Genomic DNA, 23,492 nt, shown 5'->3' on the forward strand with positions numbered 1-23,492 from the left:
TCCTTGGGTGCTTCACAAGCCACCGGCTGAGTCCTTCCTCAGCGCATCAGGGAGCTCTGCCGCGGACTCCGTGATCATTGCGGGACGAACGCTTCTGAACCGCCCCGGGTTCGGTAGAGATCTCAGATTGTGGTTGTGACCTGGGGTTTCGTGAGTTCCGTGTAGTAGTTGACTTCGTACTCGACGGGCGGGATATGGCCTATCTCACCGTGGAGTCGGCGGTGGTTGTACCAGTCGACCCATTCGGCGGTGGCCAGCTCGACCTGGGAGAGCGTCTTCCAGGGCCGCTGGGGTTTGATCAACTCGGTTTTATACAGGCCGATCGCCGATTCCATCAGGGCGTTGTCGTAGGCGTCGCCGACTGAGCCGATGGACGCGGCGATGCCGGCGGCGTCCAGATGCTCGTCGGCGAGCCTGAGCGACGTGTACTGCGACCCGGCATCCGAGTGATGGATCAACTCGCCTGGTCGGATGGGTTGTTGCTCGCGGTCGCGTTGCCAGATGGCCATCTCCAGGGCGTCCAGGACGAAGACGGTCTCCTTGACGGTGGCCGCCGACCAGCCGACGATCCGGCGGGAGAAGGTGTCTACGACGAACGCGACGTAGACGGTCGCCGACCAGGTCTTCACGTGGGTGAAGTCCGCCACCCAGCAGCGGTTGGGGGCGGCGGCGACGAAGTCGCGGTCGAGACGGTCGGGAGCTCGTTCGACCTGCCCGCCGGGGAGCGTGGTGATCACACGCTTGCCGCGGACCGCTCCCTGGATGCCCATCTCACGCATGAGGCGTTCGACGGTGCACCGGGCCACGACGCGTCCCTGCCGGTTCAGCTCACGCCAGACCTTTCTCGCTCCGTAGACACGGTAGTTGGCGGTGTGGACCTGGCTGATCAGTTCCTTGAGCTGAGCGTCCCGCACCGATCGTGCGGACGGGGCAGCCAGTCGTTTCTTGTGGGCGTAGTAGGTGGAGGGGGCGATCTTGCAGTCGTACTCGGTGAGCGTCCTGCAGATCGGCTCGACACCGCCGAAGCGGTCCCGGTGCTCGTCGATGAACGCTACGAGCGTGTGTGTGGCCGGTCGAGCTCGGCCGCGAAGAAACTTGCCGCGGCCTTGAGGATCTCGTTGGCCCTCCGTCGTCGTCCCCGGGCACTGGCCCGCGTCGATCTCGTGCTGCTTCACCCAGTTCCGCAGCGTCTCGCGGGAGCCGATGCCGAGCTTCTCCGTCACCGCTTGCAATGCGGCCGTCTCGTTCGGGTAGTCGTCGCGCACCTCGGCGACCATGCGCACCGCACGGCGGCGGAGCTCAAGCGGGTAACGGGAAGGTCGTGCCATGACTCGATCCTTTCATGAAATCGAGTCTCTATTCGAACCGGGGCGGTTCACTGAACTGCTGGACCGGCCTGTGCACAACATGCCACCAGCCCCTGCCCCGACCCCGGACCAGACACCACCTATCAAGATCCATACCAACCTAACGGAGTCCTACTATGTCCATCGTCTTGATCTCCGTACAAAAAGTTGGGTGTCACGTGCTGTGCGGGGTGAGCGTTTCCGCCCGGACCGCCGCACACGGCCGCGTCAGCGACCGACCTTGAGCACCATCCGAAAGCGCGCGTCGCCGGACATCATCCGTGCATACGCCTCTCCGGCCTGCTCCAAGGGAACGGTCTCGACCATCGGGCGGATGCCGTGGGCGTGGGCGAAGCCGACGTTGTCCTCGTTGTCGCGAGGTGTGCCGGTCAACGAGCCGACTATCGATCGGGCACCGAAGATGAGCGGCATGGTGCCCACCTCGATCGGGTCCTGCGCCACGCCCACGACGACCAGCTGCCCGCGGACGGCAAGCCCCCCGACCAGCGGCGACATCGAGGCGCCACTGCTGGCGGTGGCGAGAACGACCCTGGCACCACCCAGTTCCTGCAGTGCCTGCCCCGGGTCGCCCTCGTCGGAATCGATGTAGTGATGCGCCCCGAGCCGAAGCGCGAGCTCCTTCTTGCTCCGACCACGCGCGATCGCCGCCACCTGGAACCCCAAGGCGCGCGCGTACTGGATCCCGAGGTGTCCCAGGCCGCCGATGCCCTGGACGGCGACGAGGTCACCCGTGCGCGCGGCCGAGGTCATCAGCGCGTGATGCACCGTCAGGCCCGCACACATCAGCGGGGCCAGCTCGGCCGCCGGTATGTCGTCCGGCACCGCGACGAGACCCGACGTCCGGGCCGTGAGGTACTCGGCGTACCCACCCTGCTGACTGTCTCCCAGCACCGGTTGGTCGGTGCAGTACACGAAGTCCCCGCGACGGCACATCGCGCACTCGCCGCAGTGCCCGCCAAGGTAGCCCACACCGACCCGCTGCCCGACACGCCAACCAGAAACACCGTCACCGACCGCGTCGATCCTGCCGATGACCTCGTGCCCGGGCACCACGGGTTCACTGGACGGCCGACTGCCGGTCATGTTCATGATCCCGGCCACGTCGCTGTGGCAGACCCCGCACGCCTCGATCGCGATCCGGACCTGTCCTGCCCCCGGCGGCTCGAACTTTCGCTCGACAAGGGTGAAATCACCGCCAGCGGTCGCCTCGACGGCGCGATAGCCGCTCATGACATCCTCCTGTCCTCGTCCGGGCCTTGTCGGGTAGACGTCCATCGCTTCACGAGACCGTGATGTCGGTGAGATCGATGGAGATGATCACCGGTTCGGCAACCTTCTGGTTGTGCTCGTCGGTGAGGTGCACCGAGCGCCTGGTCGGGAAGACGAGCCCGCCGAACGTCCGGTGCTCCCACGTGTAGTGAGCCGAGTCGCGGTCGGCGGCGCCGAACACGTCGGGCCGGTAGTCGTGGCGCCGGACGAGGCCCTCGGTGTCGATGTAATAGGTCTGCACCCGGCTGTGGGTGGCGATGCGGTCGGGGAAGGTCACCTGCAGGCGCCGCCAGGTCTCGCCGTTCTCCTCCCAAGGCTCGATCTCCGTGGCGGTGAAGCCCGGCTCGGCGAAGACGAAGGGCTCCGTCAGATAGGTCCACATGGCATACCCGGCGAAATACGCCGCGTGCAGACGATCCCACGGCGTCTCGAACGTGTGCCCGGCGAAGGACTCCCGCGGCTGGATACGCTCCTCCGTAACCTGGCCGTCGAGGAACTCGATCGCCACCCGGTCGGGGGTGTACGCCGCGCGCAGCTCGGGCCCCGCAAAGGGCGCGAGGGTGGCCGACTGCCGGTGCAGGTCGACGGAGATGGTGTACCGGTCAAGCACCCCGGGCTGACCCTTGAGGCCCCACAGTGCGCCGCCAGCCCGCACCTCGGCCGTGATTCGAGTAGCGGAGCGCCAGCGGTCGAGGCCGCCGTGGGCGGCGATGACGGTGTCGAGAAGGTCAGACACGAGGGGGTCCTCCTAGTTCCAGCCAATCCAATATGACCGGTCGTATTGAATGCTAAAAGTGGATCGGCCCAAACGCAAGAGAACGCCCTCATCGAGACCCGGTGGGCTGCGACGACCGGCTCGGTCGCCCCTGCTGAGCTTCCGGTTCACGACGGAGCCCCACATCGGTCGTCCGGCTGGCCTCGCACGCGCCCGCCCCCGGGTTTCGCGGCGCGATTGGCGGGCTGAACCCGCACCGGCGACGGGCGTAGTCCCGGCCCGGGGCGTGCGTGTGGGGATGTGCACCGGTGCCCATGGCACGAGCTGAACGAGCCCGATGCCACCGCTTTACAGACCGCCTTCAAGTGATCGTCGCAACACTGCGATCTTGTTGATGGGCAGGCCAGCAGGGTGGATGAAGGCGTTGATGGGCAGGGCGTCCATCAGACGGTTGCCTGGAGGATCACCACCCGCCCCCTACAAGTGCGGGGGTCAACGAAGACCAGATCACCGACGTGCAGCTCCAGAAAGCGCATGCGATTGCAGCGCGGCCCTACGTTGATCGGCCGTCCGCAGTGCCTGTTGCCGACAAACCACCGGGTCGAGTAACCATGGTGTGTGGTCGAGCAATCATGGTGTGTGGATGACAGCAGAGTTACTGTTAACGAAGGTAGAAGGCATTTTGGCTGGCCGTGGTCGCTGCCCCGGCCCAAGAGCGCGTGCCAGGGCCCTTAGGCAGGAGGTTTCGCCTGTGCGTAACAGCCTTGCGCACCAGACCGAGCGGGCGGAGCTGGCGTCGTTCGGCGCTGCGGCAACCTGGGATGTTGATCGGTGGGCGGCTGAAACGGAGACGCTTGCGTTGGCCGTCCGGCACGTGACGGCGTTTCTTGGGGGCTTGGGGGGCTTGGTGTACCGATGGGACCCGGGTTCTGCTCGCCTCTATCTCATGACGGTGGAAGGGCTTGCCCCAGGCGCAACCGAGGCATGGGCGGAACTGCGCGGTGAACAGGATGTGGTGCCCGCCCGGGCCCTTCGGAGCGGGCACTTCACCTGGGTAGGAGACGACAGTCTCGGAATTGGGGCGAGCGGCGCGGCGGCGGTGCCCATACTCGGTGCCGAGGGGCCGATGGGTGTGCTGTGCGTGCTCACCGCGGCGTCTGGCGAGCCGGATGAACTGCAGCGCTCGATTCTGGGCTCGGTGGCCGCTTGGACCGCCGCGCATTTGGAGGGTGTGCTCGGCACGCCACCAGGCATCGATGAGGTGGCCAGCGCGGAGCGGACCGTCCGCATGGGTGAGCTGACCGCGGCGCTAGCCGAGGCGCTCACCTCGCACGACGTCGTTGAGGCTGTCGCGGATTACGTGATGCCTCCCTTCGGCGCTGACGGTCTGATCGTTTATTCGCTCGAAGGCGGCCGAGTGTACGTGGTCGGGTCTACCGGATACCCGAAGGAGTACCTCGATATGGTGCTGCACGGGTTGCCGCTCACCGAACATGCCCCGGCCCCTGACGTGCTACGCGCCGGTACCCCCTTGTTCGTCGAAACGCGTGCGGAGTGCCGCCGGCTCTGGCCGACGTGGCGTGGGTCGCGTCTGTCCCCGATGGAGGCGTGGGTGTTCCTTCCGCTGATCGCCTCTGGGCGCTCCATCGGTGTATGCGTGGTTGCCTTCCGCCGACCGAGGTCATTCCGTGATAAGCAGGAACGTGCCTTGCTGACGGCGCTGAGCGGTCTGATCGGCCAGGCACTGGAACGCGCTCGTCTGTACGATGTGGAACACGCCCGCGCGCAGGAACTGCAGCGCGGTTTGCTGCCTCGGGAACTGCCCAGCCTCCCTGCGGTATGTGCCGCAGCCCGCTACCTGCCTGCAGGCAGGGGTGAGGAGGCCGGCGGAGACTGGTACGACGTGATTCCGTTGTCTGCGGACCGGGTCGCCCTGGTAATCGGCGATGTCATGGGGCACGGGATCACGGAAGCGGCCACCATGGGCCGACTCCGTACTGCGGTCCGTACACTCGCCGACCTGGACATGCCGGCCGACGAGCTGCTGGGACATCTCAACGACCTAGTCAGTGACCTGGGCGAGGACTTCTACGCCACCTGTTTGTATGCCATCTTCGACCCGGTCACCCGGACATGCTCGTTCTCCCTGGCCGGTCACCCCCCGCCACTGGTCGTCCGACCCGATGGGGAGGTCCACACCGCCCAAACGGTCCCAGACCCGCCTCTGGGTGCTGCAGCTCCGCCGTTCGCATTGCATGAACTCTGCTTGCCGGAAGAGAGCTTGCTGGTTTTGTACACCGACGGCTTGGTCGAATCCGCTTCTCGCGACTTCGGCCAGGGAGTGGCCCAGTTGCGGCAGACATTGGCCAGCGCGGCGGCCCAGTTTCCCTACGCCAGGCCCGGAGACGTTCGCGATGAGCCCCGGCGGTTGGAGGCTCTGTGCGACACGGTCATCTCGGCGCTGGTCCCCGACCATGAGCGGACGACCGACGACGCAGCTCTTTTGATCGCCCACACGCGAGGCACCTGTGCCGATCGCATTGCCGTCTGCAACCTGCCTGACAGTCCGCAGGCGGCCGGACAGGCTCGTGCATATGTCCGTGAGCAGCTGGACGGGTGGGGCCTTGATGACCTCGTCATGACCACCGAGCTACTGGTGAGCGAGCTGGTCGGCAATGTGATACGGCATGCGAAGGGCCCTATTCGTCTGCGCCTGATGTACAGCCGCTCCCTTATCTGCGAGGTCTACGACGGAAGCCTGACCACCCCTCGTATCCGCAAGGCCACGTACACCGACGAAGGTGGTCGCGGCCTGCAACTGATCTCGGCTGTCTCCTTGCGCTGGGGCGCCCGCTACCTCCACGATGGCAAATGCATTTGGGCGGAGCAGGACATTCCGTCCTGGGCGGCGTGATCCACAATCGGTCATGACGCAACAGCGAGGCGGCCAGGACCTGACTCCCGCACGTTCCTGGCCCAAGTAGGGAGTATCTTTCCGATCATCCGATCGCTGGACTGGTCGTGAGGGAGGGGGAGATACCTGCGCCGGGTGGGCGGTGATCGAGCCGCTACTGCCGCCGATGGGCCGCGCCCGGGGCAGGTGGCGCGATCACCGCCAGGTCCTTGAGAGCATCGTGTTCAAGTTCCGCACAAGTGTGCCCTGGAGGAGGGCTTGACCCTTGACCTTGGACACGACTCATGCGGCTGTGGCCAGCGTAGTTGATGGTGTGTCGAGTGCCGTCACGCCTCCCGTACCGTCAACAGCCCGCGCGACCAGCCTGATGCCGCCGTACCTGATCGACCGTGTCTCCCTCTCCCAGCAGCAGGCGACGCTGACGCTCATCGAGATGCGGCAGGGTCGTCTCGAACTTCGCTGCCAGCACTGCCTGTTTCCGGCGCGGTCCCGCTCGGCGAAGGTTTCATCAAGAGCACCGACCTCTGGACAGGGCTTCAGACGACGAAGGAGTCGAAGACGTTGAGGAAGTCGTCAAGAGGGGCCCGGCTTCGGGTCACCTTGGCCCGCAGTACCGCGCCTTCCCACGCGTTGACGAGGAACTGCCCCAACTGGCCAGGGGTGAGGGAGGCCGTGAGCGCGCCCGCTGCATGGGCTTCCTCGAGGACCTGTGTGACAGCGGAGGTCCAGAGATTCAGACGGGAGTCGACGTTGCCGCGCATGGTGTCGCTCTGGTTCGCCAGCTCCGCCCCGAAGTTCCCGAACATGCACCCACGCCCGTAGGAGAAGCGCTCCAGGTCCGCGGCGAGGTAATCAAAATGGGCGCGCAGCCGTGACACGGGCGGCAGGTTCTCGTCCCCCAGCATCTCCAACCTGCGGGAGGCGGCGTAGCGGTCCATGACCTCGCTGGCAAGGGCTTCCTTGTTCTCGAAGTGGTTGTACACCGACCCCTTGGGAACACCGGCCGTGCGGGCGATGTCCTGGATCCCTGTGCCGTTGAAGCCGCGCTCGTGGAAACACTCCATGGCGGCCTCGACCAGCTGCTCACGAACGCTGGGCCTGGGCATTCGAACTCCCTTTCTCTCACGTTGAAGAATATGAACGGTCGTCTTGCGCGTCAAGTCGGACGCCCTGAGATCGGTGGCAGCGGATCGTCCGTTCCGACGGCCGGCGGGCGCGATTCCACCAGGCACGCTTGCAGGCCCGCGGCCGTCACAGGACCTCGTTTGCCGCCATGATGTCCGCCTGGCCAAGAGGTTGTCGGACCCGCCCATAATCGACTCCCCTCGTCCGGAGCGGCACCGCGCCGAATTACCCGCATCGCTGGCCCGGACGTCGGCCCGCGTCCACCGGCGCGCATTCAGTTCCCGGCCCCGCCGACGCTGATCAGTGCCCGCATCGTCGCCGCGGCCAACGAGGCGGCCGGTACCGGCGTCGTGCGCAGCGTCCGGGTCCTGGCCGTCGGTGCCGCGCCCGCGCCCAGGACCGACCGGCCCGCCTCGCAAGCCCCAGCCGCGCCCGACGTCTCAGGGGCGTCAGTGAAGAAGCGCGCGATGGGGGCGCCCAGCTTCCAGTTGTCCGGGAGCGGCGTCCTGGCCGGCGCTACCTTGCCGAACCGGCTGATCTGGACCCCGCCGATCTCCCTGATCCCGCCGTCTGGATCGACACAGAGCAACTGGAAGGTCGTCTTGAAGCTGTAGTCATCCCAGTGGTCCCGTACCAGGAAGGCCCTGCCCCGGCACGGGAGAGATGGGCCGCTGTTTTGCGTGTTCGGCCGCGGGCCGAGGTGTCTTCCGGAGGAACCGTGCAGTTCACTGTCCTGCCTGTCCGTGGAAACGCTCGCCGCGGTCACCGCGACGGCTGGAACCGGCGGGAAGTCCGCAGGCAAGTTGGCCCACTTCACTCCGTTGTCGACGACGTAGCGGACCGCGTCGAGTATCCAATGCCACGAAGTTAAGGGTTCGGTGGTGGCGTCAAGGTGTCAGGGATAGTGATCTTGTAGGTGTTCGGTGCGGTGCGGACGAGCCGACCGTTGCGGGCCCAGTAGCGGAGTTGCGCGGTGAGGCCGCTGAGGGGGCGCCCCGAGGTGGGGAGCCTGAGATGCCGCGCGATGTCCCGGGTGTGCATGGCCTGCTTGGAGTTCGCGGCCAAGAGCTGGCAGACCTGGCCCCAGCGGCCGGAGAGGGCCCGGCTCGGGTCCTGCGTGCTGGGCAGGACGGGTGGGCGCACAGTGATCTCGATGGCGGTGATCGGGGTGCTGTCGCGTGGACGCCGTCGCGGTTCCAGATGTTGTAGCGGGAGGTTCCGCACTTGACGATGCGGGCGGACAGTCGCATCCGGCGCCCGGGAAGCAGTGCGTGCAGGACGCGGGCGCCGATGTGTCCCGCCAGGTCGGAGCGGCTGCTCGGCCCTGAGGCCGCGGTTGTTCCGAGCAGGCTGACCACCGTGTCGCGGGCGGCTTCCAGAGCGATGGTGAAGTCGGCTCGGTCGGGATCGCAGCCGGGCTCCCATCGAAGAGTGGGGCATGGACGAGGAAACACGCCCTGGACAAGCGCGCCAAGGCCGAGGGAACCTTTCGCGCCGAAATGATCGGCCGTCTGGTGACCGCCAACCTGTGACCAACAACGACTGAGGAGGAGAACGTGGTGTGCTTTCCGAATACGCCTGAAGACATCGCTGCCGCCATTACCTGGTACGTCGCGAAAGTCACTCCTCAGCTGCTCCGCCGGTTCGATGCGCAGCGCAGCGGGACAGCGGTGAGGAGCAGGCGGTGATGAGGTCGCCGACACCGGCAAGTCCGCTGAGGTGGTGGCAGGGCGGCGTACGGATTGTTCAGCCGTGCTGTTTCCGGACGGTGGCTTCGAGCCGGCTGCCGAAGTCGGCGGGCGTGGCCGGCGGCGTGGGGAAGTAGGGCAGCACGTCCTCGGCGAGCTCGTGCAGCACCTCGTCGATGGGCCGGTCGTTGGGGCGCAGGTTGAAGGAGACGTGAGCGACGCCGAGGCCGGCCATCATTTCCAGGTGGTCGACCAGGGCCTTGCGGCCGGTGCTGAGGCCCAGCCGGATGGGGCGGGCCGGGGCGTCGGCGTCGTCCTGGAGGGCCAGCACCATGGGGGTGAGGTACGGCTTGCCGCCGTCCTCGGTGCGCTGCCGCCACTCACGGATCTTCAACCGCAATGCGCCCAGTTCACGGGGATAGTTGAGGGAGGCGTCGGCATGCTCGGCGATCCACTCGGGCGTCTGCTGCGCGCCTCCGGCGACGGCGATCGGGATCCCCGTCGTATGGACCGGCCTGGGGAGGACCTCCAACTGCCGGTCCGCGCCGAGGCCGACCCGGGGCAGTTCCAGCGGGCCGCCGCGCCAGGCGGCGCGCAGCGTCTCGAAACCTTCGCGGAACGCTGTGCCGCGGGTCTGGAAGTCGCGTTCGAACAGCGGGTATTCCACAGGGCGGTCGCCGCTGGCGAGGCCCAGCAGCATGCGGCCGCCCGACAGAACGTCGACGGTGGCCGCCGCCTTGGCGACCAGCAGGGGCTCGCGCAGGGGCAGGACGACAGCGCCCGTGCCGAGTACGACGTTGTCCGTGATCGCGGCGAGGTGACCAAGGTGCGTGAAGGTCTCGAAGACGCTTCCGGCGTCGCCGAACTGGGCGGGGTCGTAGAGCGGGACGTCGCGTAGCCACAGGGCTGCGAAGCCGAGGCGGTCGGCGAGTTGCGCGAGTCGGGTGTGCCCGGTCAGGTCGGGGACGCCGAAGGGGTGGCCGGCCGCGCGGTCGGTGCGCCGGCGCGCCGGACCCCAGTCGTTGTCGAGGGGCAGTTCCAGGCCGAGGGTGAGCCTCCCGTCGGCGGGGGCCAGGCGGGCGAGTGCGGGATGGGGGGATGCCATGGCGGGTCCTTCCGGGAGCGGACACGGGGCTCCGTTCCGGGCGGTCTGCCCGGAACGGAGCGGGAGGGGGCTGCAGGCTCAGTTGAGCTCGTCGGGGTGGGGGCCGGTGCGCAGGTCGCGGTCGAGCGCGGCCACGGCCTGCATCTCATCGGCCGTGAGCTCGAAGCCGAAGACGTCGAAGTTCTCGCGGATACGGGCCGGGGTGACCGACTTGGGTATGACGATGTTGCCCAGCTGGAGGTGCCAGCGAATGACGACCTGGGCGGGGGACTTGCCGTACTTGGCGGCGAGCTCACCGATGACCGGGTGGTCGAGCACCGCGCCCTGGGCGAGCGGGCTCCACGCCTCGGTGGCGATCTTGCGCTCGGCGTGGAGCGTGCGCAGCTCGGCCTGCTGGAGGCCGGGGTGCAGCTCGATCTGGTTGACGACCGGGGTCAGCGTCGCGCCGTCCAGCAGCCCCAGCAGGTGGCCGGGCTGGAAGTTGGAGACACCGGCGGCGCGGATGCGGCCCTCCTCGGCGAGGCGCTCAAGGGCCCGCCAGGAGTCGCGGTACAGGTCACGGGCCGGGGCCGGCCAGTGGATCAGGTAGAGGTCGACGTAGTCGAGGCCGAGCTTGGCGAGACTGGCGTCGAAGGCGCGGAGGGTGGAGTCGTAGCCCTGGTCGGCGTTCCACAGCTTGGTGGTGATGAACAGGTCCTCGCGGGGCAGCCCGGACGCGGCGAGGGCGCGGCCGACGCCGGTTTCGTTGCCGTAGATCGCGGCGGTGTCGATGCTGCGGTAGCCGGTCTGAAGTGCGGCCGTGACCGCGGCGGTGGTCTCGTCGTCGGGGACCTGGAAGACGCCGAAGCCGAGCTGGGGGATCTCGACGCCGTTGTTGAACGTGACGGTGGGGACAGAAGTGGGTGCCATGGTGCTGGTGTTCCTTCAGGCGGTAGGGGCGGAGAGGGTGTAACGGACGGTCTGGGCGCTGATGAGGCCGTCCCGGAAGACGAAGGTGTCGACGCCGTCGGCGACCTGGTGGGTGGCGCTGGTGGCGGTCCACTGGAGGAACAGGACGTTCCCTGCGAACTGCGGGGTCAGCTGCCAGTCGGCGTCGGGTAGGTCGGCCAGTAGGCGGCCGATGCCCTCCTGCACGCCCTGACGCCCGGTCAGGACACCTTCGGGGGTGAGGAAGACGGCGTCCTCCGTGTAGTTCTGGCTGATCAGGTCGAGGTCGCCGGTACCCAGGCGGGTGCCGTGGTTGGCGAAGACCTCCTGCGGCGTGCGCGTCATCAGGCGAGTTCCTTCAGTGCGGCGGAAGCGAACGAGTGGTCCTGCGCGGGGGCGCCGCCACCGACACCGATCGCGCCGATCAGGCGGCCGTCGCGGTGGACGGGGATGCCGCCGGCGATGAAAAGCAGCGGCCGGTCGAGCGCGGTGGGCAGGGAGTGGAAGGGCCCGTCGGGCTTGACGAGGTCGACCAGGTCGGCCGTCGGGGCGTTCAACTGCAGGGCGGTGAAGGCCTTGCGGGTGCTGGACTCGCCGGAGATCAGCACCGCCTGGTCATCGCGGCGGAAGGCGAGCAGATGGCCGCCGGCGTCGAGGACGGTGATGCTGACCGGGACTCCGGCCGCCTGGGCGGCGCGGTGGGCGGCCGCGATCAGGATCTCGGCGTCCGCGGTGCTGAGTGGGGTGACAGCGATGGTGCTCATGGTGCTTTCCCTGGGGTGAGATGAAGGGGAGGGGAGTCAGTGGTGAACGGGGGTGCGGGCGGCGGCGCCGACGGGCTCCGGCGTGGGGGTACGGCGCTCCAGGGCGGCCGACCAGAAGGCCAGGACGAATGCGGCGGCGGCGAGGACGGCGCCGACCCAGTTCGGGGAGGTGTAGCCGAAGCCGGCGGCGATGACGATGCCGCCGAGCCAGGCGGACAGAGCGTTGCCGAGGTTGAACGCGCCGATGTTGACGGCCGAGGCCAGGGTGGGTGCTCCGTGGGCCTGGTCCAGCACGCGCTTCTGCAGCGGCGGCACAGTGGCGAATCCGAGCGCTCCGACCAGGAGGACGGTGATCGCGGCGAGGATCTTGCTGTGCGCGGTGAAGGTGAACAGCGCGAGCACGACGGCGAGGCCGCCGAGGGTGACGTACAGCATGGGCATCAGCGCACGGTCGGCATAGCGCCCGCCGAGCAGGTTGCCGAGGAACATGCCGACGCCGAACAGCACCAGCAGCCAGGTGACCGCGCCGTCGGAGTAGCCGGCGACACGGGTCATCATCGGCGCGATGTAGGTGATCGCGGCGAATACACCACCGAAGCCGAGCACCGTCATCGCCATTGCGAGCAGCACCTGCGGGTTGCGGAACGCGGTCAGCTCCCGGCGCAGGTGCGCGCCCTCGGGCCGCGGCGTGGTGGGCACGAGCTTGGCGACACCGAGCAGCCCGACCACGCCGAGTGCGGCGACGACGACGAAGGTGGTGCGCCAGCCCGTGGCCTGCCCGATGTAGGTGCCCAGCGGCACACCGACGATGTTGGCGATGGTCAGTCCCGTGAACATGGTGGCGATGGCGCCGGCCTTCTTGTCCAGAGCGACCAGATCGGCGGCGACGACGGAGCCGATGCCGAAGAACGAGCCGTGGGCGAGGGAGGCGATGACGCGGCCGGTCAGCATCAGCCCGAAGTTCGGGGCGAGGGCGGAGACCACGTTGCCGAGCACGAACAGGGCCATGAGTAGCATGAGCATCCGCTTGCGGCTGACCTTGGTGCCGAGCACGGTCAGCAGTGGTGCGCCGATGACGACGCCGAGGGCGTAGCCGGTGACCAGTAGGCCCGCGGTGGGGATGGAGACACCGTAGTCGGCGGCGATCTCGGGCAGCAGCCCCATGATCACGAACTCGGTGGTGCCGATGCCGAAGGCCCCGACAGCCAGAGCGAGGAGTGCGAGGGGCATGGGCTCAGCCCTTCTGTGATTACTTGAACGAGCGCCTTGCATGCCTCCAAAATAATTGCAGACGCCTATAAGTGCAAGCGCGGGCAATGCGTGGGCGCAGGGGTGTGTCGGTGAGCGCGCAGGGTGGCTTGTGTGTCGCAAACCTGCCCGCGCCCAGGCAGGACGCAGTGGCGGGGGCGGAGAACTGTGCGATGGCGCCCGACGCCGACACTGCGCGTGCGGCTGCCGATGAGCTCTGAGCGGCATCGACCGGCTCGTGTCAGTGGCTCCGCCGTCGTGCGTACCAGCCGTTACGCGTGGGGTGTGAAAGGGGGTGGGGGCGTCGATGTCCGCGGTCGGTCTCGAGGCCGACCGAGGGCCGTGGCCAACCCGCCTGCGACGGATGCGGCCGCCCTGGGCGGTGCTGCCCCGCCTGAGCCGACCCCTGCGGCGATCGCGTGCGCGTGCCGCGCGACGAAAGGCTGCTGCACGGTGGGCGCCCGGCGGCGGCGGTCCGGTGACCCGGCGGCCCGGAACCTGCTCGCCGCTCCATCGCTCAAGGGCGCGCCAAGGCTGAACCGGCGGGTTTCCTCCCCGCCCGGTAGAGGTGTCAGTACGAGCCGCGTGACACGCTCATTGCCCGACCGGCGGCTGCAGGGTCCCCGCGCACTGCTGGAACCGGTCGCGCGGGAAGGCGATCGGGCCGCTCGGGTCTACGGGCGTCGCGACGGAGCGTCCACCGCTTCCACCGCCGCGACCAGCGAGGACAGTTCGGGGTTCTTGGCGGCCTCGTCGAGGGCTTCCCGGAGGGCGGCGTCGTTGGTCGGCCGGGCTTCCTCCAGGAGCTTCAGGCCGGCCTCGGAGACGTTGGTGTAGATGCCGCGGCGGTCGGTCGGGCACAGGTATCGGGACAGCAGGTTGCGGTCTTCCAGGCGCGTGACCAGGCGGGTTGTGGCGCTCTGGCTGAGCACGACCGCGTCGGCGACCTGCTTCATCTGCAGATGGCCGCCTTCGCCGTCGTGCTGGCGGCTCAGCACGTCGAGCAGCGAGTATTCCCGGACGCTCAGGCCGTGCTTGGACTGCAGTGCGCGCTCGATGTGCGCCTCGATCCTGCCGTGCAGGAGGGAGAGGGCGCCCCATCCGCTGGCGAGGGCGGTGAGTGCTGGGTCTGTGGCGGTCATGGGGTCCAGGTCTCCTTCCGGGTGTGGCTGGAATGCAGGATAAGCCATGGAGTGAAATATTGGCTACAGCCCATATAGAGCTAATGCAACTATCTGTCCGCCCAGGTTCCCTCACCGACGGCGGCACGCCCCGGCCGCCGTCGGTGAGGGAACCTGACGCCGTGCGAGGCGCGGCACCCCGGCGCGCATCTGCCGGCAGGCGAGGTCGGGTCTCGTCCGCCGGTCGGTCATGCGCGGTGATCAGGCCGACGGCTGCCACGGGCATGCCGGTCTCCTTGCGGACCCGCTCGAAGCGGGTCCGGCCTTCGAAGGAGCCACAGGCATGGCACTGGGCGGGGCGGGGACGCCGTGGTCGGCGAAGGCTCAGGGAAGGATGGAGTCGACATGGCCGCCGTCGACGCGCAGAGCGCCGCCGGTGGTGGCGGAGGCGTAGGGCGAGGCGAGGTAGACGACCATGTTGCATACGCCTCAGCGATTCCCACGATCGCCACGTCGCCGAGGCATGGAGCCTCCTCGGCCAGGGGGCTCCAGGCATCGGCGGCGATACCGTGCTTGGTGTGGAAGGCGTACCGGGTACACCCCAGCCCGGGTACGCGGGGCGTGTACCCGGGCTGCGCGGTGAGGTCCCGCGGCGGGCGGGGCCGGGTGTCAGGCCGCGAGGGTCTTGTGGAGGGCGTCGAGGCCGTCGCCGTAGATGCCGGTGAAGAGGTCGACGACTTCGTCCTCGCCGGCGTTGTCGGGGTTGAAGCGTCCGGACCACTGGACCTCCGCGATGTCGTCCCGGCCGGGAATCGTGTGGACCCGGATGGTGGAGACGTAGCCGTTGACGGGGAACGGGGCCTGGAGGATGGCGTAGCTGTAGTGCCGTTCGGTCTCGTTGAAGTCCACCAGGCGCTCGATGATGACTTCGCCCTCGGGGTTCTTCAGCCGGCGGACCCGGCCGCCTTCGCGTGCGGTGCTCTCGGGGATGTAGGGGAGCCAGTCGGGCAGGGCGTCGAAGCCGCCGATGAGGCTCCAGACCTTGTCGGGGGAGGCGGGCACTATGCGGCTGACGGAGGTGGAGGCCATGATCTTTCTCCTGGATCCTGGTGCTGGGGCGAGGGTTTCGGGGAGGGGGTTGGGGGTCAGGAGCCGTTGGGCAGCGGGGCGGCCGGGCTGACCAGGCCGGCGGCGCGCAGGTCGGTCCAGAACGCGGCCGGGACGGTCTCGTTCAGGGCGGCGACGTCCTCGGCGATCCGGCTGGGGCGGGTGGCGCCGGGGACGACCGCGGCGGCAACCGGGTGGGCGAGCGAGAACTGGAGGGCGGCGGCCTTGATGGAGACGCCGTGCTTGGCGGCCAGGGCCTTCAGGCGGGAAACCTTCTCGACGATCTCCGGCGGGGCCTGCTGGTACTCGAAGTGGGTGCCGCCGGCGAGGACGCCGGAGCTGTAGGGGCCGCCGACGACCATGTCGACGTTCTGCTCCTGGGCCATCGGCAGCAGTCGCTGGAGAGCGTGCCCGTGGTCGAGGAGGGTGTAGCGGCCGGCGAGGAGGAATCCGTCGGGCTGCGGCTCGTCGAGGGCGAGGATCAGTTCGATGGGTTCGGTGCGGTTGACACCCAGACCCCAGGCATTGATGACACCCTGGTCGCGCAGCCGGGACAGGACGCGGAAGGCTCCGGTGCGGGCCTCTTCGAACTTGTTCAGCCACAGGTCGCCGTGGAAGTCCTGGGCGATGTCGTGGACCCAGACGATGTCGAGCCGGTCGGTGCCGAGCCGCTGGAGGCTGTCCTCGATGGAGCGCTCGGTGGCCTCGGCGGTCCACACGTGGAGCATCTTGTTGGGGTTGCCGTGCTCGAACAGGCCGCCCTTCTCGCCGAGGTCGCGGGCGCCCTCCTCCAGCTCGTCGAGGATGACGCGGCCGACCTTGGTGGACAGGACGTAGGCGTCGCGGGGCTTGGTGGACAGAACCTCGCCCAGGCGGGACTCCGAGAGGCCGGCACCGTAGAACGGGGCGGTGTCGTAGTAGCGGATGCCCTGGTCCCAGGCGGCCTCGACGGTGGCGGCGGCCTCCTCGTCGGGGATCGCGCGGAACATGTTGCCGAGCGGGGCGGTGCCGAAGCCGAGCCGGCCGGGAAGGATTTCCTTGAGCGACACGATGGTTCCTTTTCGATCCATGTCTCCGCATCGGGGGCATCCCTGAAGCGGGGGTGAGGCATGGCGGACGGATGTCTTTGTGGGTTGGCGACTCTGCCAGCGGAGCCGTGGCAGTGGATGCACGGCGGCGGCTTGTCAGGGCCGGGCGTACGGCACTGATAAATGCAGAAGCACCTTATGAGCAAGAACAATAATTGCAGACGCTAGATAATGCAAATGGCTCCGCACCGGGGCCGGCCGATCCGGGCTCGGGCTCCGGGCCCACGAGGCACGGGTCGTTCCCCCCTTCAACGGCGACCGCCCGCCTGCGCCGACGATGGCCACACCGCCGCTCGCCCAGGAGGAAGGCGCCATGGCGGTCGAGAGGGTCGGTCTTGTCGTCCACTAAGGACGTTCCGAAGCCGTGGAGGCATCACGTTCGGTACAGGCATGGTGCGACGACCACCACGTCCAGTGCACCGAGATCGACGTGTGGAACGTGGGGGAACGGTGGCGCAGCGCCCGCGAGGAGATGGCCGCACCGGGGCCCGGACCTTGTCGTCGCCCTGGGCGGTGACGGGACGTTCCTGCGCGGGGCACGCCTGACGGCGCACCACTGCTTCTTGCTGCTGGGCATCGACTTTGGTCACGTCGGGTTCTTCACCGAGGTGCCCGCACACGACGTGCTCCAGGCCCTGGACGCCGTCCGGGAATCCCGCGTCATTGTCGAGGAGCGCATGCTGCTCACTATGCGCGCTTCCAGGCCGCTCTCGCTTCCCGAGGAACTCGGTCCGCTGCTGCGGTACGGCCGCAGGCCGTCCCTGCCCCCGCCGCAAGCGCGTCCCGTAGCGAGGCCGGGGGGTGCCCCTATGGGTTTTGTCAACCCGTGGGGGTGGGCTGGGGTTCGTAGAAGGTGCCGTCGCGGAGCATCGCGAAGAGCACGTCGGCTCGTCGTCTCGCGAGGCAGAGGAGGGCTTGGGTGTGGTGCTTTCCCTGAGCGATCTTCTTGTCGTAATAGGCTCGTCGAGAGACCGGGTCGGCCAGGGCCGCGAACGCGGACAGGAAGAAGGCCCGTTTGAGCTGCTTGTTTCCCCGGCGGGAGGGTTGTTCGACGCGGATCGACGAGCCCGAGCTGCGGGTCGCCGGAGCGAGTCCGGCGTAAGCGGCGAGGTGGGTGGCGGACGGGAAGCTGCTGCCGTCGCCGACATCGATGAGGATCCTGGCTCCGGTCCTGACGCCGACGCCGGGCATAGACGTCAGGACCCTGGAAAGAGACATCCGATGCGGTTGATCTGTCAAGCGGCAACGGAGAGTTGAGGAGCTTGGGTGACGGGGAATGCGGTGGCTTCGTCGTAGTGGGTTCGTTTGGTGAGGCAGTGGTGGAGGCAGCCGAGCATGCGGTTGAAGAGGTTGCGCTGGGCGGCGGTGTGGCGGTCGCCGTCGGCACGTCGGCGGTCGTAGTGGGCGCGGGCGCCTGGTGAGGCGGTGAGTGCGGCGAAGGCCCAGGCGTAGCCGACCGAGGCCAGGCGCTGGTTCTTGACCCGGCGGGCGATGACCGCGAGGCTTCTGCCGGATGCCCGGGTGACCGGTGCGGCCCCGGCGAAGGCTTTGCTGACCGTGCTGGTGGACACCACTGAGATGAGCCGCCCACGTCCGCCGGGTGCTGACCGAGATGATCACGGAGACAGGCGAGCTGAACAAACGCGTCCGCGGACTCGAAAACACGATCCGGGAACTGGTCACTCCACTGGCACCCGCGCTCCTGGAGATCACCGGGATCAGCCACGTCTCCGCGGCGGTCCTCCTCGCGGAGCCCGGCGACATCACGCGCTTCACCAGCTCAGCGAAGCTCGCCCGCTACACCGGAGCTGCACCGATCCCGGTCTACTCCTCCGACAAGGAACGCTACCGGCTGCACCGAGGCGACAACCGGCGGCTCAACAGCGTGCTCTACACGACGTCCATCGTCCAGCAGCGATTCCACCCAGGCGCACGAGCACTCCTGGCCCGCCACGAACCGACCAAGGGAGCTCGCGGAGCCCGGCGCATCCTCAAACGCCACCTGAACGACGTCATCCACCGCGCCATGAACAAAGACCGAGCCTCGTGGCGGGACCACATCACCCAACACCAGCTCGCCACTTGACGTAGGAGCGTCAACGGGCTGCTGCGCCAGTACTTCCCGACTTGTATCGGGGGCAGCGGTGTTCGTGATCGGGTTGGCCGTCCGTAACGTGCCGCAGGACGCCGGGCAGGCTGGCTCGAGTACTTCCTGCCGCTCGCGAGGGCTGGCTCTCTTTGGGTGTGTCGACCTGCCCGGTGTCCGTTCGCGGCTTGACTCAACAGAGGCATGAGCATCGGCCACCCCACGTTTCTCGAAGTCGGGATGTCAGCTGCGGATTCCACTGACCCGGCGTCCGAGAAAGAGGGCCGCCGATGATGCTGATCGGCATCGATCCGCACAAGTCGACCCACACAGCCACGGCCGTCGATCCCGAAGCCAACCGTGATCACGCATCGATCCGCATCGACGTGACGTTCCAGGAGTACCAGCGCATGCTGGACTGGGCCTGCCAGTGGCCCGAGCGGCGATGGGCCGTCGAGAACGCCAGGGGCCTGGGACACCACCTGACTTCATGGCTACTCGCCCGGGGAGAACAGGTCGTTGACGTCTCACCCAGCGCCACCGCCCGCGTCCGCCAGCTTTCACGCGGCGCAGGCCGCAAGAACGACCGCATCGACGCCGCCGCGGCAGCGTGCGTCGCCGCTCTCCAAGGCGACGCACGACCGGTGCAGCGCGAGAACTCAACGGATGCACTGGCGCTGCTGGACGAACGGCGCAGCAACCTCGCGCAGGCCAGAGTGCGCGCCGTGAACCAGCTCCACGCGCTGCTGCGGGCACTCCTGCCCGGCGGAGCACCGCGCGACCTGTCCGCGGCCAAAGCCGAGCAGCTGCTGGAGACGGTGGCCCCCGTGGGTTCGGCCGAACTCACCCGCCACACCCTCGCCGCTGACCTGATCGCCGAGATCCGGACCTGGGATGTGAAGCTGAAGGACAACGCCAAAGCCATGGCCGCGCTGGTCGCAGAGTCCGGAGGCCGACTGACAGACACACCGGGCATCGGAGCCGTGACCGCCGTCCGCCTCCTGGGCCGGACCGGGAACCCCGCGGTGGACATCACGAAGGTGGTCAACGACCTCATCGAGGAGGGCTGGGAGATCGATCCGGTCGACCTGGCCACCATCACCCCGTACATCACCAGCAAGATCCGGCGCTTCGGCACGTGGCACCTGGATATGGAGCCCCCGGACGGGCAGGCGGTCGGGCAGCTACGGCTGGCCGCCTGAACGGGGGCTATGCCGTGAGGTCGAGGAAGTGGGCGACGGGGGCGGGCCTTGCGGTGAGCGGCGAACTGCCCGCGCAGGTCGGCCAGGGTGCTGGTGCCGCGAGCCGAGTCGGTCGCCGACCATGGCGATCAGGTCTTGCAGGGAGCGGCCGTAGCGGTCGAGGGCGGGCACCACCAGGGTGTCGCCACGCCCTCCAGCTCCTGGAGGACGCCGAAGCGGCAATCGATTCCGGGGAGCGGGAGGACGTCGTCTTGGCCCTGGTCAACTCGATCGGTGGACTCACCGTCCAGCTGCGAGACCTGGTCTTGGACGAGGTCGTGGCGTCCAGCCCCGCGCCGGATCGATGGCCGACGTAGGACCCAGCTGGTCTCCTGCCCGGAGCCGGCTGGGTGGTCAGCCCGGTGTGGGGCGTGTGCGGCGTGTGGTGTGTGCGGGCCCCTCCGCTGCGGTGTACCAGAGCAGGGAGGCGCACAGGAAGGCCGCTGCCGCGTAGACCAGCGATTGTGTGACGGAGTCATTTCGTGCGCCGGCGACGAGCGCGCTGGCCGCTGACAGTGCCAGGGCGATGGCCGGCAGCGCACGAGGGCGCAGCGTGATGCCTGGCGCGGTGGTGGGGGGCAGCAGCCGCTCCGCGAGGCTGTAGCAGGCGCAGGCCAGCAGTGTGGCCCCCAGTACGTCGCTGGGACGGTGGTGGTGGATGGCCTGGACGGCGGCGGCGCTGACAGCGAGCCACAGCATGCCGGCCGTGGTGACGTAGGGGCGAATGCGGGGGGAAGCGATGAGGATGGCGCCGAGAGCCAGCCCGGCGGCGACGGCCACGTGCCCGCTGGGGAGGCTCCCCTCGGTGAACCAGACAGGCGCGTGTATCAGGTCGGGGCGGGGCAGGATCCTCTTGAGTACCTCCGTGCCTCCGAACGTGACCGCGGCGACCCCGATCGCCGCGCAGCCTTGCCACCAGCACCGCCGCATCAGGGTCACGGCCACGATGATGGCCACGCCCGCAACCAGGGTGGGCATGGCGGTGTCGCCCAGCGGCGGCAGGGCCGACGACTTGTAAGCCGCCCCCGACCAGTCGTAGATCCACGCCGGTCTGGCATTGAACCCTTTGAGCACGGCGTTCTCCGCCCGCTGCCCGAACGGGGTGCAGACAGCGATCAGGTAGACCGCCAGGAACCCCAAGAGGTACAGCGGAGCTGAGACCCGAGGTCGTATCGTCCGCGAGAGGCTGGGTTCGGCCGTGATTCCCGGGACCTGGCCGGGGGTGTCCGGCTGTATGGACAGGGTCGAGGGATCTTGCTCAGTCATCGCTCTCTCTGTTCCTCGTGGGGTAGTAAGGTCGCGCGCCTCTTCTGGCACGCGGTGGGCCGACAGGCTCGGCCGGCGCACCGGGGATCTGCTCCTAATCGAGGAGCGCCCGGCTCTGTCGGCGCTGGGCGGCGATCGCCAGGACCGGGAGGGGTGCGATCAGGAGGAGAAGGACGACCAGGTCCGGCAGGGACTGCATGAACGCGTTCGGCTGGATGACGATCGCCTGTGTGCGGATGAACGCGACCGCTGCGACGGGGATCAGCCACCGGTAGTCCCCGGTGGCGGCCGTCGCCACCCACGCGGCGATCAGCGCGGCGACTTCGAGGGCGAACAGGCCGCGTTGGAAGGCCGGACTGATGGAGATGATGTGCAGGCCCCCGGCCACGAACATGGCGAGCACGATGGGCACCAGCCAGCGGTACGAGTGGCGCCGCAGCCGGCCAGGACGGCAGACCGCCAGCACGGCGCACGCGGTGCACAGGGTCCCCGACAGCACCAGGTCACGGGCCGTTATCGGGGCGCCCAGCCCGTAGTAGCCCAGGCCCGCCTTGCCCTCGTCGCCGAAGAACGTATTGCTGTTGAACGTGGCACCGACGTAGATCATCGCTGCTGCGGCCGGCAGCGCGATCCACGGCTTACCGCGCAGCAGGGCGATCAGGCAGACCAACGGAAGCAGCCCGTAGGGCAGGAGACGTGTCCGCGTGGGCCCTCCTGCCCACGGGTACCAGCCCGAGAAGTGGAAGGCGATGGCATGCCGGCCGGGATCGATGTGCAGTGCCCAGTGCCACACATCCTGCAGGTACGGCACCAGTGCCAGCGCGGCGAGGACGAGAGCGGTCAGATGGATGCCGTCCAGCCACCACGGCCGGGCCGTGTCGTCGACGACGGCACGGGCGCGGGCCTGCACCCCGGCACGCGCCAAGGCGACAACTTCCCGCGGCGGGGGCCAGGAGCGGCCGGGATACGCCTCGGACAGGCAGGTCAGCAACTCCTCTCCCTGCCGGGAACGGTAGGGCTCGGGATAGGCCGCAAGCAGCAAACGGTTCATGCCGGGGCCGCCCCGACATCCCGCGAGCGTCCGATGACGACGGCCGCCGCCTGCTGCATCCGCAGTGCCTCCCGGCCGAGCGTCGCGGTGCCGTCCTCGGTGAGCCGGTAGTAGCGCCGCGCCCGCCCGTCCACGATCTCCTCATGGCCTGCGGCCACCAGCCCGGCCCGCTCCATCCGCTCCAGCGCGCCATAGAGAGTGCCGACAGCGATCCGGAGCCGCCCGTCGGTGGCCTGCTCGGCGGCCTTGATGATGCCGTAACCGTGCAACGGTCCGTCCATGAGCGCAGCAAGGATGAAGTATTGCGGTTCCGTCAAGGACGGGTTCTGCCGTGTCATGAGCCGAGCATATATCGAGCTGCGATATATATCTGCCAGCCCTGGGTGATTACCCGCAGCGCCTCCACGTCCACGGCGAACGTCACCCTCTCCCGACCGGCGGGCGCGACGGCAGTCTCCTCGACGGACCCACGCGGCGTTGGCGGATGCTCGCCGCGACCTGGTTCGGGCCGGGCGAAACGTCATTTCCGCCGTTGAGGAGCGACAAGGCCGGTGCAGCCCAGGGCGATGGACTGACGACCGAGCAGGGTTGGTCAGTGGCGAGTCGAAGGCGGCGAATTCGCTGGCGCGGCTGGCAGCGAAGATGCCCAAACAGCTGATCCGCCGCTTCGGCGAGGACGCCGCTGCTCACCAGTTGCTCGGAACTGGTCGTCGGGTGCGGCGATCCTCGTGATGGCAAGGCATGGTCAGGTGTGTGACATGCCTTGCCCGGGTCGCCGGGTGTGGTTTGCGGCGCGGGACGTGAGGTGCTCCCAGTTACGGTGCGCGATGTCGGCCTTCTGCTCGTCGGTGAAGGGGGCGTCCTCCAGGACGTTCTCACGGTCAGTGAGCCGTTCCCAACCTCAGTGTGAGGCGTTGAGGTGGAGGGTGAGGACGGCTTGGACGAGTGCGGTGATGCGGGTGGTGCTGCACCGGAGTTTGCGCAGGAGTCGCCAGGTCTTCAGGGTGGCCATGGCCTGTTCGCCGAGCGCGCGGATCTTGGCGTGAGAGCTGTTGACAGCCTGCTGGCCGGCGGACAGCTTCTCCCAACGGCCACGGTAGGGAACCCGCACCGTACCGCCGGCTCCCTGATACGCCTTGTCGGCCCAGCAGGGGATGTCCGCCTGGGCCAGGGCGTCGATGATGCCGTGGGTGCGGGCGGCGCGGATGTCGTGGACCGCGCCGGGCAGGCGGGCCGAGGCCCACAGCAGACGCCCGAACAGATCGGCGATGACCTGCACGTTCATTCCGTGCTTCTTGTGTTTTCCGGAGTGGTGCGGGCGGTCGGCGGCGATGCGGTCGATCGGCAGCAGCGTCCCGTCGAGGATCACGAACGCCTTGCGCGCTGCAGCCCGGACGGCCGTGGCGAGGT

22 protein-coding genes and 5 pseudogenes are annotated in these 23,492 nt (G+C 68.4%); 5 read left to right on the forward strand and 22 right to left on the reverse strand.

Annotation, left to right across the window (positions count from 1 at the left end):
- Nucleotides 1–122 precede the first annotated feature (122 nt).
- The 3 genes from ACFC09_RS43570 to ACFC09_RS43580 form a co-directional block, all read right to left on the reverse strand.
- Nucleotides 123–1,328 carry an IS3 family transposase gene (locus ACFC09_RS43570; protein ID WP_376538317.1) on the reverse strand — a complete coding sequence of 402 codons (1,206 nt, stop codon included), beginning with the start codon at nucleotides 1,326–1,328 and terminating at the stop codon, nucleotides 123–125.
- A 246-nt stretch (nucleotides 1,329–1,574) separates the two neighbouring features.
- Complete coding sequence (locus ACFC09_RS43575; RefSeq protein WP_376538319.1) at nucleotides 1,575–2,597, reverse strand: alcohol dehydrogenase catalytic domain-containing protein; 1,023 nt, start codon at nucleotides 2,595–2,597, stop codon at nucleotides 1,575–1,577.
- A gap of 49 nt (nucleotides 2,598–2,646) precedes the next feature.
- Nucleotides 2,647–3,372, reverse strand: coding sequence for a hypothetical protein (locus ACFC09_RS43580; RefSeq protein WP_376538321.1), 726 nt, complete (start codon nucleotides 3,370–3,372; stop codon nucleotides 2,647–2,649).
- Nucleotides 3,373–4,102: 730 nt separating this feature from the next.
- Between ACFC09_RS43580 and ACFC09_RS43585 the strand changes: the two genes are divergently transcribed.
- Both ACFC09_RS43585 and ACFC09_RS43590 read left to right on the forward strand, forming a co-directional pair.
- Entirely contained in the window at nucleotides 4,103–6,265 is a 2,163-nt protein-coding gene (locus tag ACFC09_RS43585) for a SpoIIE family protein phosphatase (protein ID WP_376538323.1), read from the forward strand.
- A gap of 142 nt (nucleotides 6,266–6,407) precedes the next feature.
- A complete protein-coding gene (locus tag ACFC09_RS43590; protein WP_376538325.1) occupies nucleotides 6,408–6,527 on the forward strand; it encodes a transposase in 120 nt (39 codons plus the stop codon).
- A 35-nt stretch (nucleotides 6,528–6,562) separates the two neighbouring features.
- Here the strand turns inward: ACFC09_RS43590 and ACFC09_RS43595 are convergent.
- The 13 genes and pseudogenes from ACFC09_RS43595 to ACFC09_RS43655 all read right to left on the reverse strand — a co-directional run.
- Nucleotides 6,563–6,734, reverse strand: a pseudogene (locus ACFC09_RS43595) (ISAzo13 family transposase); the annotation flags it as partial.
- Nucleotides 6,735–6,801: 67 nt separating this feature from the next.
- The gene (locus ACFC09_RS43600) at nucleotides 6,802–7,371 is read right to left on the reverse strand and encodes a TetR family transcriptional regulator C-terminal domain-containing protein (protein ID WP_376538327.1); all 570 of its coding nucleotides are present in this window, start codon (nucleotides 7,369–7,371) and stop codon (nucleotides 6,802–6,804) included.
- 293 nt (nucleotides 7,372–7,664) lie between these two features.
- Nucleotides 7,665–7,979, reverse strand: coding sequence for a hypothetical protein (locus ACFC09_RS43605; RefSeq protein ID WP_376538329.1), 315 nt, complete (start codon nucleotides 7,977–7,979; stop codon nucleotides 7,665–7,667).
- A gap of 278 nt (nucleotides 7,980–8,257) precedes the next feature.
- Nucleotides 8,258–8,533, reverse strand: coding sequence for a hypothetical protein (locus ACFC09_RS43610; RefSeq protein WP_376538331.1), 276 nt, complete (start codon nucleotides 8,531–8,533; stop codon nucleotides 8,258–8,260).
- A gap of 603 nt (nucleotides 8,534–9,136) precedes the next feature.
- Nucleotides 9,137–10,183 carry a TIGR03571 family LLM class oxidoreductase gene (locus ACFC09_RS43615; protein ID WP_376538333.1) on the reverse strand — a complete coding sequence of 349 codons (1,047 nt, stop codon included), beginning with the start codon at nucleotides 10,181–10,183 and terminating at the stop codon, nucleotides 9,137–9,139.
- Nucleotides 10,184–10,261: 78 nt separating this feature from the next.
- A complete protein-coding gene (locus ACFC09_RS43620) occupies nucleotides 10,262–11,092 on the reverse strand; it encodes an aldo/keto reductase (protein WP_376538335.1) in 831 nt (276 codons plus the stop codon).
- Between the two features lie 15 nt (nucleotides 11,093–11,107).
- A complete protein-coding gene (locus ACFC09_RS43625; protein ID WP_376538337.1) occupies nucleotides 11,108–11,455 on the reverse strand; it encodes a nuclear transport factor 2 family protein in 348 nt (115 codons plus the stop codon).
- Complete coding sequence (locus ACFC09_RS43630) at nucleotides 11,455–11,874, reverse strand: heme-binding protein (RefSeq protein ID WP_376538339.1); 420 nt, start codon at nucleotides 11,872–11,874, stop codon at nucleotides 11,455–11,457. Before ACFC09_RS43630 ends, ACFC09_RS43625 begins: the two co-directional genes overlap by 1 nt.
- Before the next feature lie 36 nt (nucleotides 11,875–11,910).
- Nucleotides 11,911–13,104 carry an MFS transporter gene (locus ACFC09_RS43635; protein ID WP_376538341.1) on the reverse strand — a complete coding sequence of 398 codons (1,194 nt, stop codon included), beginning with the start codon at nucleotides 13,102–13,104 and terminating at the stop codon, nucleotides 11,911–11,913.
- Nucleotides 13,105–13,796: 692 nt separating this feature from the next.
- Complete coding sequence (locus ACFC09_RS43640; protein ID WP_358862811.1) at nucleotides 13,797–14,264, reverse strand: MarR family transcriptional regulator; 468 nt, start codon at nucleotides 14,262–14,264, stop codon at nucleotides 13,797–13,799.
- A 363-nt stretch (nucleotides 14,265–14,627) separates the two neighbouring features.
- Nucleotides 14,628–14,729 (reverse strand): annotated as a pseudogene (locus tag ACFC09_RS43645) (oxidoreductase); the annotation flags it as partial.
- A gap of 183 nt (nucleotides 14,730–14,912) precedes the next feature.
- Nucleotides 14,913–15,332 carry an SRPBCC family protein gene (locus tag ACFC09_RS43650; protein WP_376538343.1) on the reverse strand — a complete coding sequence of 140 codons (420 nt, stop codon included), beginning with the start codon at nucleotides 15,330–15,332 and terminating at the stop codon, nucleotides 14,913–14,915.
- Nucleotides 15,333–15,388: 56 nt separating this feature from the next.
- Entirely contained in the window at nucleotides 15,389–16,399 is a 1,011-nt protein-coding gene (locus tag ACFC09_RS43655; RefSeq protein WP_376538345.1) for an aldo/keto reductase, read from the reverse strand.
- Nucleotides 16,400–16,773: 374 nt separating this feature from the next.
- Here ACFC09_RS43655 and ACFC09_RS43660 point away from each other — a divergent pair.
- Nucleotides 16,774–17,031, forward strand: a pseudogene (locus ACFC09_RS43660) (hypothetical protein); the annotation flags it as partial.
- Between the two features lie 226 nt (nucleotides 17,032–17,257).
- Here ACFC09_RS43660 and ACFC09_RS43665 read toward each other — a convergent pair.
- Both ACFC09_RS43665 and ACFC09_RS43670 read right to left on the reverse strand, forming a co-directional pair.
- Nucleotides 17,258–17,650 (reverse strand): annotated as a pseudogene (locus ACFC09_RS43665) (transposase); the annotation flags it as partial.
- A 23-nt stretch (nucleotides 17,651–17,673) separates the two neighbouring features.
- Nucleotides 17,674–17,988, reverse strand: a pseudogene (locus ACFC09_RS43670) (IS110 family transposase); the annotation flags it as partial.
- A 62-nt stretch (nucleotides 17,989–18,050) separates the two neighbouring features.
- Between ACFC09_RS43670 and ACFC09_RS43675 the strand changes: the two are divergent.
- Nucleotides 18,051–18,524, forward strand: a complete 474-nt coding sequence (locus tag ACFC09_RS43675; protein ID WP_376538347.1) for a transposase — start codon at nucleotides 18,051–18,053, stop codon at nucleotides 18,522–18,524.
- A 290-nt stretch (nucleotides 18,525–18,814) separates the two neighbouring features.
- Entirely contained in the window at nucleotides 18,815–19,726 is a 912-nt protein-coding gene (locus tag ACFC09_RS43680) for a transposase (protein WP_376538348.1), read from the forward strand.
- A 393-nt stretch (nucleotides 19,727–20,119) separates the two neighbouring features.
- Here the strand turns inward: ACFC09_RS43680 and ACFC09_RS43685 are convergent, their stop codons facing one another.
- The 4 genes from ACFC09_RS43685 to ACFC09_RS43700 all read right to left on the reverse strand — a co-directional run.
- Nucleotides 20,120–20,905 carry a phosphatase PAP2 family protein gene (locus ACFC09_RS43685; RefSeq protein WP_376538350.1) on the reverse strand — a complete coding sequence of 262 codons (786 nt, stop codon included), beginning with the start codon at nucleotides 20,903–20,905 and terminating at the stop codon, nucleotides 20,120–20,122.
- Between the two features lie 220 nt (nucleotides 20,906–21,125).
- The gene (locus ACFC09_RS43690) at nucleotides 21,126–22,082 is read right to left on the reverse strand and encodes a hypothetical protein (protein WP_376538352.1); all 957 of its coding nucleotides are present in this window, start codon (nucleotides 22,080–22,082) and stop codon (nucleotides 21,126–21,128) included.
- Nucleotides 22,079–22,420, reverse strand: a complete 342-nt coding sequence (locus ACFC09_RS43695; RefSeq protein ID WP_376538354.1) for a PadR family transcriptional regulator — start codon at nucleotides 22,418–22,420, stop codon at nucleotides 22,079–22,081. Before ACFC09_RS43695 ends, ACFC09_RS43690 begins: the two co-directional genes overlap by 4 nt.
- Before the next feature lie 563 nt (nucleotides 22,421–22,983).
- Nucleotides 22,984–23,492: transposase family protein (locus ACFC09_RS43700; protein ID WP_376538356.1), on the reverse strand; the 509-nt coding region annotated here is incomplete at its 5' end.

The sequence above is a fragment of the Streptomyces sp. NPDC056161 genome, from assembly GCF_042268025.1.
Lineage (GTDB): Bacteria > Actinomycetota > Actinomycetes > Streptomycetales > Streptomycetaceae > Streptomyces.